11 protein-coding genes and 3 pseudogenes are annotated in these 13,138 nt (G+C 62.8%); 1 reads left to right on the forward strand and 13 read right to left on the reverse strand.

Annotation, left to right across the window (positions count from 1 at the left end):
• Position 1: 1 nt before the first annotated feature.
• The 7 genes and pseudogenes from ACF0H6_RS04570 to ACF0H6_RS04600 form a co-directional block, all read right to left on the reverse strand.
• Positions 2-829 carry a F0F1 ATP synthase subunit delta gene (locus tag ACF0H6_RS04570; RefSeq protein WP_395248624.1) on the reverse strand — a complete coding sequence of 276 codons (828 nt, stop codon included), beginning with the start codon at positions 827-829 and terminating at the stop codon, positions 2-4.
• Entirely contained in the window at positions 829-1,389 is a 561-nt protein-coding gene (locus ACF0H6_RS04575) for a F0F1 ATP synthase subunit B (RefSeq protein WP_395248625.1), read from the reverse strand. Before ACF0H6_RS04575 ends, ACF0H6_RS04570 begins: the two co-directional genes overlap by 1 nt.
• A 54-nt stretch (positions 1,390-1,443) precedes the next feature.
• Positions 1,444-1,662: an ATP synthase F0 subunit C gene (gene atpE, locus ACF0H6_RS04580; RefSeq protein ID WP_028264751.1), complete on the reverse strand. Its 219-nt coding sequence runs from the start codon at positions 1,660-1,662 to the stop codon at positions 1,444-1,446.
• An 80-nt stretch (positions 1,663-1,742) separates the two neighbouring features.
• Positions 1,743-2,543 (reverse strand): F0F1 ATP synthase subunit A, encoded by an 801-nt coding sequence (gene atpB, locus ACF0H6_RS04585; protein ID WP_395248626.1) that lies wholly within the window; start codon positions 2,541-2,543, stop codon positions 1,743-1,745.
• A gap of 81 nt (positions 2,544-2,624) precedes the next feature.
• Positions 2,625-2,965, reverse strand: a pseudogene (locus tag ACF0H6_RS04590) (hypothetical protein).
• Entirely contained in the window at positions 2,952-3,440 is a 489-nt protein-coding gene (locus tag ACF0H6_RS04595; protein ID WP_395248627.1) for a hypothetical protein, read from the reverse strand. The pseudogene ACF0H6_RS04590 and the gene ACF0H6_RS04595 overlap by 14 nt, the downstream one beginning before the upstream one ends.
• A gap of 118 nt (positions 3,441-3,558) precedes the next feature.
• Complete coding sequence (locus tag ACF0H6_RS04600) at positions 3,559-4,503, reverse strand: MraY family glycosyltransferase (protein ID WP_395248628.1); 945 nt, start codon at positions 4,501-4,503, stop codon at positions 3,559-3,561.
• A gap of 388 nt (positions 4,504-4,891) precedes the next feature.
• Between ACF0H6_RS04600 and ACF0H6_RS04605 the strand changes: the two genes are divergently transcribed.
• A complete protein-coding gene (locus tag ACF0H6_RS04605) occupies positions 4,892-5,788 on the forward strand; it encodes a glycosyltransferase (RefSeq protein ID WP_395248629.1) in 897 nt (298 codons plus the stop codon).
• 25 nt (positions 5,789-5,813) lie between these two features.
• Here ACF0H6_RS04605 and ACF0H6_RS04610 read toward each other — a convergent pair whose 3' ends face one another.
• From ACF0H6_RS04610 to thrB, 6 genes and pseudogenes are all read right to left on the reverse strand, one after another.
• Positions 5,814-6,602, reverse strand: coding sequence for a WecB/TagA/CpsF family glycosyltransferase (locus tag ACF0H6_RS04610; RefSeq protein ID WP_395249880.1), 789 nt, complete (start codon positions 6,600-6,602; stop codon positions 5,814-5,816).
• A 219-nt stretch (positions 6,603-6,821) separates the two neighbouring features.
• Positions 6,822-7,490, reverse strand: a pseudogene (locus ACF0H6_RS04615) (L-threonylcarbamoyladenylate synthase); the annotation flags it as partial.
• Positions 7,491-7,502: 12 nt separating this feature from the next.
• Positions 7,503-8,375 carry a peptide chain release factor N(5)-glutamine methyltransferase gene (gene prmC, locus ACF0H6_RS04620; protein WP_395248630.1) on the reverse strand — a complete coding sequence of 291 codons (873 nt, stop codon included), beginning with the start codon at positions 8,373-8,375 and terminating at the stop codon, positions 7,503-7,505.
• Between the two features lie 30 nt (positions 8,376-8,405).
• A complete protein-coding gene (prfA, locus tag ACF0H6_RS04625; RefSeq protein WP_395248631.1) occupies positions 8,406-9,479 on the reverse strand; it encodes a peptide chain release factor 1 in 1,074 nt (357 codons plus the stop codon).
• Between the two features lie 176 nt (positions 9,480-9,655).
• On the reverse strand, positions 9,656-11,860 hold the full coding sequence (rho, locus tag ACF0H6_RS04630; protein ID WP_395248632.1) for a transcription termination factor Rho: 2,205 nt from the start codon (positions 11,858-11,860) through the stop codon (positions 9,656-9,658).
• A 301-nt stretch (positions 11,861-12,161) separates the two neighbouring features.
• Positions 12,162-13,137 (reverse strand): annotated as a pseudogene (thrB, locus tag ACF0H6_RS04635) (homoserine kinase).
• Position 13,138: the final 1 nt, after the last annotated feature.

Here is a 13,138-nt window from a genome sequence, read left to right on the forward strand (position 1 = left end):
GCTAGCCAGCGAGTTGCCGGCGGAGCTCGGACAGTCGGGCGACGACGGATGCATCAAGCACTTCGTCCCCAATCTGGACCCGGATTCCACCGATCAGCGTCGGATCAACGCTGACGTTGACCTTCAGCTCGCGGCCATAGAGGGCATCAAGCCCGGCCTGCAGACGGCTGGCCTGCGCTTCCGTCAGCGGACGGGTAACGCGGACAGTTGCGATCCAGCGCTGCTGGCGCTTGGCTGCAAGCTTGGCGAAGTTGTCGATGAGCTTGCTCGGCTTGATGCCGCGCGGCTGCGACACAGCCTGGCCGATGAGAAGCTTGGCCTCCTCGCTTGCGCCAGGAACGAGCCTCTCGGCCAGGGTGATCTTAGCCGCAGCATGTGCCTGCGACTCTCCCAGGGCACGTTGTACCTCGTGGCTGGAAGCAACGGCCTGATTGAAAGCAAACAGATCGTTTTCCAGCTCTTCCAGCCCCGTGATTCCGGAGGCAGAAACGGCCGACTTGTTTTCAGCCACGGCAATGACCACCGTGGCGGCAAGAGTCTCGAGTGCATCGCCGATATCACGCGCGGATGCCCAGCGTAAGCTGGCCAATCCACTCGCGATTTCCGCAGCATCAGCGGAGACTTTCCCGCCAACCAGCTGCTTGACCAGCGCCGACTTTTCCTCTCCGCTGCGGGAGGGGTCAGTCAGGGCGCGGCGCAAGCCAGCCGAGCTGTCCACCGTTCCCAGGATTCCGAAGAGGTCCTTAGCCAACTGCAGCGAGGCCGTGGGAAGCATGGCTTCCAACTGCTCCAGCGCTTTGGTCAGCGATTCGCTCGATACACCTGCCATTACTTAGCTGCACCTGCGCTCTGGGTCTCCAGATCTGCCAGGAAACGGTCCACTACGCGGGCTGCACGCTCGTCATCGCTGAGCGATTCGCCAACGATGCGCTCAGCCAGGGTCGTGGCCAACGTGCCCACCTCGGAACGCAGGGAGACAACAGCTGCCTGACGCTCTGATTCGATCTGGACGTGTGCCTGCTCGGTGATCCGTGCCGACTCGGCTGCTGCCTTGGTCTTCAGGTCCGCAAGGATCTGAGCACCTTCGGCACGAGCTTCTTCGCGGATGCGGTTGGCCTCGGCGCGGGCGTCGTGGAGCTGCTGCTTGTACTCTTCGAGAGCTGCAGAAGCTTCAGCCTGAGCCTTTTCAGCCTTGGCAATGCCGCCCTCAATCGCCTCTGCCCGCTCGGCAAAAGTCTTCTCGAACATCGGGACAACAAACTTGACCACGATGTAATAGAGGACCGCGAAGCCTGCGAGGACGACGCCCATTTCCCAGAGGTTGGGAACGAGCGGATTAGCCGACTCGGCGGCGCCTTGAGCGGCGGCTGAGATGATCTGCTGATTCATATTTCACCCGTCCTTATCTACTCGGTTCTGAATGTTCGCTTGGTTCTTAGCGGTTTACTTGAGAACGAAAGCGAAGACCAGGCCGAGGATGGCGAGGGCTTCCGTCAGAGCCAGACCAAGGAACGCGATCGGCTGGAGCACGCGCTGGGCTTCCGGCTGACGTGCAACACCGTTGATGTAAGCAGCAAATACGAGACCCACACCGATACCACCGCCGATTGCGGAGAGACCGTAGCCAATGAGGTTAAGGGAGCCGTTGATATCGCCGTTCATTGTTTTCCTTTCAAGATGCCGCACTCGCGGCAGGTTGTTTGGTTTGCTTCAACCCCCGAGGGGGAAGATTAAGGGATTGCCTAGTGGCTGTCGGCGTGGAGTGCGCCTTCGATGTAAATCGCAGTCAGCAGGGTGAAGACGTAAGCCTGAAGCACCATGATCAGCGCCTCCAGCATGTACATGGCGATGGCACCTGCAAGGACCAACGCCGAAGCACCCTTGAGCAGGACGTTCTCCTGCATGACAAGGAATTCAATGCCCGAGCCGGCGATCATCACAATGAGGTGTCCTGCCATCATGGTGGCAAAGAGACGAAGGCTGTGGGTGACCGGACGTACCAGGAAATTCGAGATGATTTCGATCGGAACGACGATAATCAGAATGGGCCACGGAATACCGCTCGGAACGGTGGCGAGCTTGAAGTACTTCAAGCCGTTCTTCTTGATGCCGATGCCGATCCAGGTGATGTACACGACGACTGCCAGCACATAGGCTCCGCCGACGTGGGAGAAGCTCGGAAGCTGGATGACGGGAATGGCGCCGTAGATGTTGTTCACCAGGATAAAGAAGAACAGGGAGAACAGGAGCGGCACGTACTTCATGAAGTCCCGGCCGCCGATGATGTCCTTGGCGATGCTGTTGCGGACGAAGCCATAGGCCATCTCGCCTGCGAACTGCAGCTTGCCGGGAACCAGCTGCTGCTTCCGTGCAGCGCGAATAAAGAATGTAGCGATAAGGACCACGGACAGGATCACCAGAAGCATTTGCTTGGAGAAACCATCGCTCGCACCCCACGGCAGAATAGCCGGCAGGTGCATTTGGTCGATTCCGGGAGGAGTGAAGGTCCCTGAATCCTGGGCCGGGAGCGCAAGCGCGATCAACGCGTTTCCTCTCTGCAGTGTCCATCATTGGGCGTTGTTGAGGATCCGGCCGCGTTACTTGCAGCCATTTCCCGTGTGAAATTATTTGGCATTACTGTTCCCGTTCACTGGGACGGACCACTGTCTGCTGTGCTCTCACTGGATGACGAGCGCTGACTAGTGAGGCCGTGCATATGGGAAAGATAGAACCCTCCTGCAGCTCCAAGCAGAGCGCCAAGGAGCACAATCCAGCGAGTCCCCCACAGATTATCCAGACCCCAGCCTATCAAACTCCAGACTAGGATTCCGCCAATAATGTAGCTGAAGACGGCGATGCCGGCGTTGTATCCGCCGTCGTTTCCGTCAGTGGCAGCCCCGACGGAATCGCCGGGTTTCGCGGATTTGGAAATGGCCGAGTGTCCCTTGTTCTTACGAATGGACATCATCGCCCCCTTTACCCGCGGTGGGGTCGTTGTAGATCTGGAGCCGGGCCTTGCTGAAGCCGTAGATTTCTGCCGCCTGCCAGGAGACGACGGCGACGACGGCGCCGATCACGAACCAGCGTCCGTGCAGCCAAGCAGGTGCGCCGAGAACAAACAGCACCACGGCGAAGCCGACCACCTTGACGAAATAGCTGGCAACAAAGAGGCCGACGGCTCCGGAAGGGTTGTCCCGGCCGACAAAATGGCCGATCAGCAAGCTGATGGCAAAGAACGCCATTACCAGCACGCCGCCGAAAGCGGCAGAAAGAACGCCTACGCCGCCGTTCATCAGGGCGGCGACAACGGAGGTTGCCGCAAGAGCCAGCACGGCCGCCGTCGAACTGAGAAACAGAAGCCGGAGCCACAGCGAGGAGGGGGCCCGGGAGCCAGCAACGCCGCTCGAGTCGGACTGTTGTCCGCCGGCGTTGGAAGTCATGGGGATGCCAATCGTCGTGGCAATGATGCCAAGTTCTCAAAAAAGGGTGGGTGCGCGGGCGAGTGACTGTCCGCCCTAAAATTCTACACGAGATAGAACTGTGATGTTAACGCCCCCGTCATACGCCGTCTACGGGACGACGCCCTCTCCGGACAAAATACGGCCAGGCTGTCACGACGGCCATGATGAACGCTGCAACGATGTCCGCGGTGAGGACCATCTGCCACGGGAAAATGGCGAATGCCAAGCCGCCGAAGGCCAAGATGCAGGTCCAGACATACATCATGAGTACCGCCGTCCGGTGCGTGTGTCCGAGCTCGATGAGCTTGTGGTGCAGATGCCCGCGATCAGCGGACCACGGCGATTGCCCACGTGCCGTACGCCGCAAGACGGCCAGGCCGAGGTCGAGCAACGGTAGGGAGAGAATCGCGAACGGCAGCAGGATGGGGACGATCGTTGGAATACCACTCGCGCGGTCGTAGAGTCCTGAACTGATCTGACCGGTGGACACCACGGCGGCCGAGGCCATGACGAGGCCCAAAAGCATGGCGCCGGAGTCACCCATGAAGATCTTGGCAGGGAACCAGTTGTGCGGCAGGAATCCGATGCAGCTGCCTACGATGATGGCCATCAGGAGCGCGGCCAGGTCAGAACGGTCAGTGAGAACGGCATTGCGGTGGACCCAGTACGCGGTCAGGAAGAACGCAACGCCGCCAATGGCAGCGACGCCTGCTGCTAGGCCATCAAGCCCATCGATGAAATTGACGGCGTTCATGGTGGTCACGATGAGGAGGGCAGTCAGGACGATCCGCAGCGGTTCCGAATCAATCCGGATGGGCTCCGGAACAAACGGAATGACCGACATCTGCACGCCCCAGATCGCGACGATCAGGCCGGCAGTGCACTGACCGATGAGTTTGACCCACCAGCGGATGTCCATGAGATCGTCGGCAACCCCCACTGCCACGATCACGAGCGCGCCGGCCAGGATCCCCCATGGCGCACCGTTCCCATGGAAGATGTCCTTCACGAAGAACGAATTACTCGCCACGAAGAGGGCCACGGCAAAGCCTGCGAAGAGTCCCAGGCCGCCAGCCTGGAAATGGGCACTGAGTGCATGTCCCGGCTGCGGATGGGGGCAAACAACCGAAGTTTTTTCCCCATCCGGCGCGCTCCCCAGGTCGCAAGATAGGACACGACGGCAGCCGTGAGCATCATGAGCGAATACATGATCACGTGGCGGCTCCTGTAGGCGGTGGTGGTGGATTTTCGTCCCTGGCGATTAGCTGCCGGCACAAGACCTGCAACACCTCTGCGCACCGCCGAATATTGCTGTACTACAGTTGGACTCTGTCAAGATACTAGCGGCTACGGCGGCTTTGCTCCGTTTCACGCGCCCCTAGGGCGAGCCGGGAGGACACTCCCCCGCGACTGCCCGGAAGGAACCCTACATGACTGTCTCCGTTGCCGTTGCGGCCGTAACCTTTGACCGCCGCGCAGAGCTTGCAGTCCTGCTCGACGCCGTCAACAAGCAGTCCGTAGCGGTGGACACGATCTGCCTCGTGGACAGCGGTACAACCCCTTCGCGGGAGCTTGCATCGAGCCATTCAAACGTAGACTACGTTCGCTCCGAGGCCAATCTGGGCGGAGCGGGAGGCTTCGCCCTTGCGATCCTCAAGGCTGTGGCCAGCGGCGCTGAATGGGTCTGGATCATGGACGATGACGCCGAACCGGGCGATCCCGAATGTCTCCAAACCCTGATTCGCGAAGCGGAAGCCCGCGGGTTGGATGCCGTGGTCCCGCTCGTGGTGGCACCCGGCCATCCGGACAAGCTCTCCTTCTTCTTCCGGATAGACGGCAAAGTGACCCACGACCGGGCGGAAGTCGAGAAGGCGGGGTTCCTGCCCGACGTCGGGCACTTCTTCAACGGCGCGCTCATCCGTTCAAGTGTCTTCTTCAAAGTAGGCGTGCCGGACATCCGGCTCTTTATCCGGGGCGATGAAGTAGATTTCATGATCCGCCTCAGGAAAGCAGGAGTACGTTTCGGTACGGTCGCGACGGCGTGGATCACCCACCCGCATGCGTTCACCGAGACGAAGCACGTCTTCGGCGCCCGCTGGCACGTGATCGTGCCGGATTCGGCGTTCAAACGCTACTTCTACTACCGCAATCGCGGCTATTTGATCCGCCGCTATCGCCGCGGCAAGTCCATGGTGGCCGACGTCGGAGGCTACCTGGGCTATTTCCTCCAACGCGGTGACTTCCGCGGACTCGCGGAGTGGTTCCGCGCGTTTTCCGCCGGTTTGCGCAATAAGGGCTTCGGTCCGTTGGAGGACCAGAAGTTCTGACAGTCCACCTAGGCCCGTCTTTGGCTCAGTTTGCGGTCTTAGCCAGCCGACGGCGGACCAGCAGGCCGAGAAGCACCCACGGCTCTCCGAACACCCGATACGCGACGCGTCCCGGGTGAAGCACGAGCCGCCAGGCCCACTCCAGCCCGAGCCGGCCGAGCCAGCGCGGGGCGAGCTTCTGGAGGCCCGCCAACTGTTCGATCGCCCCGCCTACAGTGCAGTAGATCGCTGGCGGAAGCTCGTCCAGACGGCGGTGGAGGACTGATTCCTGCAGGGGCATGCCGAGACCGAGAAGCACCAACTGGGGACGGAATTCCGTCAGCCACGCAACCGCCGCCTCCTCGCTTGCGCTGTCCCAATTTTCGCCTGAGCGCCCGGCGACCTCGGCCCCCGGCACGATTCCGCGGAGCCGTTCGACCGTCCTGGCGTTCGCCTCGGGACCCGCTCCGACGACGGCGATCCGGTGCAGACCCCGGACACCGCCCAACGCCGGCACCCAGTCCGTCGAGCCCAAGCGGTGTTCCATCAGCCCCGGGCCGTCGCTTCGCGGGCCTCCCCGGCGGCCAAGTCCCCAGAGCATGGCAACAGGCGCACCATCCATCAGGACCACGTCGCCGCGTTCGTAGAGAAGCCGAAAGTCGGGGCTGGAGTGAAACAGCGTGACACTGTGAAGGTTGTGTCCCAGAACCACCTTGGTGGAGCCGTCCGAAACGAATCCGCTCATGGCCTCGATGAGTTCGTCGGCGCACAGGGCGGTGACGTCTACGTCCAGAAGGGGAACACGATCCCGGACCAGGCTCGATTCGGCCCTTATCTCGCCGGGAACAGCGGTTTTGCTGGGAAGCGAAGCTTCGCCCTCGACGGACTCGCCGGGAGCTTCAGTCTCGCCGGCTGTCGGCTCGGCTGCGGGCTCCGCTGCGGGCGCAGCTGTCGGCTCCGCTGTTGGCTCGGGTGCGGGCGCAGCTGCGGGCTCCGCTGTCGGCTCGGCTGTTGGCTCGACTGCGGGCTCAGGTGCTGGCTCGGCTGCCGCTTCAGGCGCAGTTTCTCCGAAGCCCAGCACACCCGGAACAACCTCGCGGAGGCGTTCGAGGGAAATTGCGCCATCCCGGACAACGCGGAGCGGCACGGTGGTGGCGTCGACGATGGTGGATGGGAGAGATTCGGTTCCTTCGACGGGCCGGAACCCGCCCTCGAGGTAGACCTCCACTGATTCAGCGAGCTGGGTCCGTGCCTCAGCGGCCGTCTGTGCGGCAGCTTGGCCAGTGCGGTTGGCCGACGACACCGCGAGCGGTCCGGTGCGGCGGAGCAACTCAAGGGCGATTTCGTCGTCGGGCATGCGCAGGGCCACGGTTCCGCGAGTCTCGCCCAGATCCCAGTCAAGGGACGGCTGGGCGTGGAAGATCAGGGTCAGGCCACCGGGCCAAAAGGCATCCGCAAGTTTGCGGGCTTCCTCCGATACCTCGGTTGCGAGCCCGTCCATGGCATTTTGCCGCGGGATCAACACCGGCGGCGGCATGTGGCGGCCTCGGCCCTTGGAGACGAGGAGCATAGTCACGGCCTGCGGCGAGAACGCATCGGCGGCGATACCGTAGACCGTGTCGGTCGGCATGACGATGCACTTCTTCTCGTTGATGGCGCGCTGGGCATGCTCCAGGCCTTCGGCGCGATTTTCCTCTGACGTGCAGTTGTAGCTAGTGGTCACAGCGCTATTCTTTCACTCCCCGGAGGCAGCGATGGCCAACACCGCACTTGTGGCACGTTCCTTGCCATTGAGATCGACGTGCGTGGTGACCTGCGTCCAGCCGCCAACGCTCCTCAAATGGTCGGCAATCCACCGTGCCTGAACCTCAGCATGCTCCATCACGAAGTAGCCGCCGGGCTTCAGGAGCCGGGCAGCCGACGCGGCGGCCGCCGTCGGGAGTTCCATCCCGTCCGCTCCCCCGCCGTACAGGGCCTCGGGTGGATCGTGCAGGGCCACTTCAGGTTCGTTCGGTATCGCCGCTGCGGGGATATAGGGCGGATTGGAAACGACGACGTCGAAGGTGCCGTTGTGTTCCGGTAAAGCATCGCGGAGGTCGCCCTGCACCAGCTTGACGCCGAGTGGCTTCAAGTTCTTGGTGGCCCACGCATGGGCGAAAGTACTGAATTCGACGGCGTGGACCTCGGCCCCTGGCACTTCGTGGGCGATCGAGCCGGCAATCGCACCCGAGCCTGTGCCAAGATCGACAACCTTGGAGTGCGCCATGCCCCGCAAATGGTCAATAACCAGTTGGACCACCGATTCCGTTTCCGGCCGCGGAATGAAAACGCCCGGTCCCACAGCAAGCGTGAGGTTGCGGAAGTGCGCGACGCCGGTGATGTGCTGCAGCGGAACCCGCTGCGCGCGCTCGGCCACCAGGTCGGCGTACCCTTCAGGGGCAGCGGAATCGCCGAGCAGCATGGCCCGGAGGCGGCCGAGGCCAACACCCAGGAGGTGTTCCGCAAGCAGTTCAGCGTCCACGCGCGGAGTGGGTACTCCGGCGTCGGACAAGATGGCGGTAGCCTCGCGAACGGCGTCAGCGAGGCTTTGGCCCGAATAGAGCGTCATGGAGATCCCTGCAGGCTGTTACTCGCGTTCCTAGTCCCCGAGGGCATCCAGCCGCGACTGTTCATCCATCTCGATAGCCGATTGGATGACCGGTTCCAGATCGCCGTTCATGACCTGGTCCAGGTTGTACGCCTTGTAACCGGTGCGGTGGTCGGCAATCCGGTTTTCCGGGAAGTTGTAAGTGCGGATGCGCTCCGAGCGGTCCATGGTGCGGATCTGCGACTTGCGCTGGGCCGAGTTTTCGGCGTCAATCTGTTGCTGCTGGTGGGCGAGGATGCGGGCGCGCAGGACGCGCATACCGGCTTCGCGGTTCTGCAGCTGGGACTTTTCGTTCTGCATGGCCACCACAATGCCTGTGGGAAGGTGGGTGATGCGAACTGCGGAGTCGGTGGTATTGACGGACTGGCCGCCGGGACCCGAAGACCGGTAGACGTCGATCTTGAGATCGTTCTGGTTGATTTCGAGTTCCTCGGGCTCATCCACTTCCGGGAGCACCAGGACACCGGCTGCCGACGTGTGGATACGGCCCTGCGACTCGGTGACGGGAACGCGCTGGACACGGTGCACGCCGCCTTCGAACTTCAACCGGGCGTAGACACCTTCGGCCGGATCGTTCGAATTTCCCTTGACGGCCATCTGGACGTCCTTGTAGCCGCCAAGATCGGATTCCGTGGCGGAAATGAGTTCGGTCTTCCAGCCGCGCGACTCGGCGTAGCGCATGTACATGCGGAGCAGGTCGCCAGCGAAGAGGGCAGCCTCGTCCCCGCCTTCGCCGCCCTTGACCTCGAGGATGACGTTCCGGGCGTCGTCGGGATCGCGGGGAATCAAGAGCCGACGCAACTTCTCCTGTGCGGCTGGGAGCTGCGCCTCGATGTCAGCTACCTCAGCAGCAAAATCGGCATCCTCCGCAGCCATTTCCTTGGCCGCTTCAAGATCGTCCATGAGTCCGTGCCAGCGGTTGTAAGCCTCCACGATGCCCTGCAACTGAGCAGAACGCCGCCCCAGCTTGCGAGCCAACGACTGCTCGGCATAAACAGCAGGATCACTCAACTGCGCCTGAATAGCAGCATGCTCATCAAGCAATCCCTGTACGGACTCAAACATTTCAAACCTCTTTCGACTTCTACAAGTCTAATAACTGCAACGCGGGGTCACTTACGGCCCATCCCAAGGGCCAACATGGGCCGTATCTGACCCCGCGTTGCAAAGCGAAGGGGCGGGGGCGGAACATCCGCGCGGCACCAACCGCACGAACGAACCAGCGCCCGCCCCTAAAACAGCTACTTGTCGTTATCCGACTTGGCTCCAAGAGTCGTCTTCTGCACCTGCATGAGGAACTCGACGTTGCTCCCGGTCTCCCGGATCTTGTTGGTCAGGAGTTCAAGGCTCTGCTGGGTCTCAAGTCCGGAGAGGACGCGGCGCAGCTTCCACATGATCTTGACTTCCTCAGCCGAGAGCAGGTTCTCTTCGCGACGGGTACCCGAGGCGTTGACGTCCACTGCCGGGAAGATGCGCTTGTCCGCCAGCTGGCGGGACAAGCGGAGCTCCATGTTGCCGGTGCCCTTGAACTCCTCGAAGATGACCTCGTCCATCTTGGAACCGGTCTCCACGAGGGCGGTTGCCAGAATGGTCAGCGAGCCACCGTTTTCGATGTTGCGCGCAGCACCGAAGAAACGCTTCGGCGGGTAGAGCGCAGCGGAGTCGACGCCACCGGACAGGATACGGCCGGAGGCCGGTGCTGCCAGGTTGTAAGCGCGGCCCAGGCGGGTCATGGAGTCCAGGAGGACCACCACGTCCATGCCCATCTCCACGAGGCGCTTGGCGCGTTCGATGGAAAGCTCGGCAACGGTGGTGTGGTCATCGGCGGGACGGTCGAAGGTGGAGGCAATGACCTCACCCTTGACTGTGCGCTGCATGTCCGTGACTTCTTCGGGACGTTCGTCAACCAGCACCATCATGAGGTGGACCTCAGGGTTGTTGGTGGTGATTGCGTTGGCAATGGACTGCAGGATGAGAGTCTTGCCGGCCTTGGGCGGGGAGACAATCAGGCCACGCTGGCCCTTGCCGATCGGGGCCACGAGGTCGATGACGCGCGGGCCGATCTTCTTGGGGTCCGTTTCGAGGCGCAAGCGCTCGGACGGGTACAGCGGGACGAGCTTCGCGAATTCGACGCGGTCCTTGAGCTCTTCCGGCGTCTTGCCGTTGACCGACGTGACGCGGACGAGCGCGTTGAACTTCTGGCGCGCGGACTGCTGGCTGCGGTCCTCGCCGTCGCGCGGGGCGCGGATTGCGCCGACGACGGCGTCACCCTTGCGCAGGTTGTACTTCTTGACCTGGGCGAGGGACACGTATACGTCGTTGGCGCCGGGCAGGTAACCCGAGGTGCGGATGAACGCGTAGTTCTCCAGTACGTCTAGGATGCCGGCAACCGGCAGCAGGACGTCGTCCTCGGTGACCTCGACGTCGTCGACGTCGGGCCCCTGGCCACGGCCACGGCGGCGTTCGTTGCGGTCGCGGAAGCGGTCGCTGCGCGTGTTTCCATCGCGGTTGTCACGGTTATCGCGGTTGTCCTGCGTCCCCGGGCGATCGTTGCGGTCGCGACGGTTGCGCCGGTTACGGCGGTTGCCTGTGTCGTCGCCATCGTTGTTGTCGTCGCGGCGGGTGCGGGTGTTGTCGCGACGTTCGCGCTGGCCGGATTCGCCTGCCTCGACGGAGGCCTGCTCACCTTGGCGCGGCTGTGCTTGACGCTGCTGATCGGCCTGCCGCTGATCGCCTTGACGCTGCTCTGCTTGACGCGGTTCTGCCTGACGCTGTTCACCTCGGGGCTGTTCAGCCTGAGGCTGCTCGGCCTGGTTCTGCTCGGCGGCGCGGGTGTCGCTGGATTCGCCGGCTTCCGGGGAAGCAACGGGGGCCTCACCACGACGGCGATTCCGCGTGCGCGGCTGGCGGCGTTCGCTACCGGCCTCGGAAGCGGGAGCAGCGGAAGCGGGAGCAGCGGAAGCGGGAGCAGCGGAAGCGGGAGCAGCGGAAGCCTCGGCAACGGGAGCCTCTACAGCGGCCGGAGCCTCCGGGGTTTCCGTCGCAGCGGGAGCTGCAATAACGCCGTCGCTGGTCGCGCGCCGGCTACGGCCACGGCCACGTGCCCGGGTGCCTTCCTGCGCGGAAGCTTCGGTGGACGCTGCTGCCGACGAGGCAACGGTCCCCGCATCCGGAGCTACGGACGGCGCTGATTTTGCTGCCACGGCCTTGGCCGTGGTAGGAGCCTTGCTGGTTGATGCACCGGCACGGTGGGCTGAAATAGCCGAAACCAAGTCCCCCTTGCGCATCCGGGATCCGCCCGAAATGCCCAGCTGACTGGCCAAGGCCTGAAGCTGCGCGAGCTTGAGGCCTGCAAGGCCGCTGCTCTTAGCGGTTGCGGCCGTTGACGACTCAGCTGCAGAAGATGTTGTGTCCACAGCTGAAGCCAGCTCAGTGGTTTCTGTCACGAAGGATCCTTCCCCCTCGACGGCGTCCAGACCTAGAGCTGGACGCGATGATTTGTTCTGGACTGCAGTTCAGATCTGCAGCCGTGATTTCGGTCTTGCCGGTTTAGTTTCAGCAGGGCCGGATACTGATACGTCTTCGATGCTCCGGCGGGCGGGGCGCGGGCTGACGGTTCGGTTGACAGAAAGGGTTCTGTGGCACGTGCGACAGGCCGATAAGTAGACGGCACCGGCAGACTTCGACACAGTAGAAGACGGGAACGGCATTGAGCCGGGATCCAATGTCAGGGAACTGCCCGCGGTATTACCGCCGGTGCAAGTCCACTCTAGCACCTTCAACGTCCACTGCCAGCGTCATAACGCGCCAAGCAACGTCCGGTGTGTTGTCCGCAATGAAAGAGGCAATCAATCCCGTAATCGCTTCGGCTTCATCCGTGCCGTTTGCCAATGCCAGTGACGGTGGGTCCCGCACCGGAAACAACGGCCGCATGGCCCGAAGACCGCAGTGCCGAAATCAACGCTGCACTGGGCCGCATTGCCTCGGCGCGGTAGCTCTGGTGCAGATAGTCCTCGGTTCCCGGAAGCAGGAAACGGGGCTCCGCAGTCAGCGCGTGAATCAAGAGCGCTGCACGCCCTGAATTCATGGCGGCCGCGTGGTGGCCGATGGAGGCAGGAAGCAGACCACGGGCGGTCTCGGTGGACAATTCGTAGTCCGGCACCGCAACGATGGGGATGACCGATGGGAGTACTTCCGCGCGAGTGCTGCTGTACTGCTCGCTGTCCTGCCACGACAAGGCCAGTCCGCCGAAAATCGCCGGTGCGACGTTGTCCGGGTGGCCTTCCATCTCGCTCGTGAGCTGCAGGATCCACTCGCGGTCGCGCTGCGCCGACTCGGGTACCAGAGCGTTGGCTGCGATCACGGCGGCGACGACGGCCGAAGCCGAGGAACCGAGTCCGCGGCCGTGCGGATTGACGTTGTTTGCGGCGATCCTCAGACCGCTGTGCCGGAAGCCAAGACGCTCCAGGGCCGTGGTGATGGCACGGACAACGAGGTGGCTGGCATCGCGCGGGAGCGTGTCTGCCCCCTCACCGGAGAGCTCGAATTCGAGCTCTCCGGTGGTGAGTGTTTCGACCGTCAAGGTGTCGTAGATCGACAATGCCAGGCCGAGGCTGTCGTAGCCGGGACCCAGATTGGCGCTGGTACCGGGTACCCTGACCGTCAGCTGCTGGCCTGCCGCGACAAGCTGGAGACCGGTCGCGGTGGGCTGCGTGGTTTTCACT

It is taken from the genome of Arthrobacter sp. NA-172 (assembly GCF_043952055.1).
GTDB lineage: Bacteria > Actinomycetota > Actinomycetes > Actinomycetales > Micrococcaceae > Arthrobacter.

Coding starts and splice junctions, on each gene's coding strand:
- ACF0H6_RS04570 (WP_395248624.1), bottom strand. CDS start 829: ATGGCAGGTGTATCGAGCGAATCGCTGACCAAAGCGCTGGAGCAGTTG.
- prmC (WP_395248630.1), bottom strand. CDS start 8,375: ATGACGCTCTATTCGGGCCAAAGCCTCGCTGACGCCGTTCGCGAGGCT.
- prfA (WP_395248631.1), bottom strand. CDS start 9,479: ATGTTTGAGTCCGTACAGGGATTGCTTGATGAGCATGCTGCTATTCAG.
- atpE (WP_028264751.1), bottom strand. CDS start 1,662: ATGAACGGCGATATCAACGGCTCCCTTAACCTCATTGGCTACGGTCTC.
- ACF0H6_RS04575 (WP_395248625.1), bottom strand. CDS start 1,389: ATGAATCAGCAGATCATCTCAGCCGCCGCTCAAGGCGCCGCCGAGTCG.
- ACF0H6_RS04595 (WP_395248627.1), bottom strand. CDS start 3,440: ATGACTTCCAACGCCGGCGGACAACAGTCCGACTCGAGCGGCGTTGCT.
- ACF0H6_RS04605 (WP_395248629.1), top strand. CDS start 4,892: ATGACTGTCTCCGTTGCCGTTGCGGCCGTAACCTTTGACCGCCGCGCA.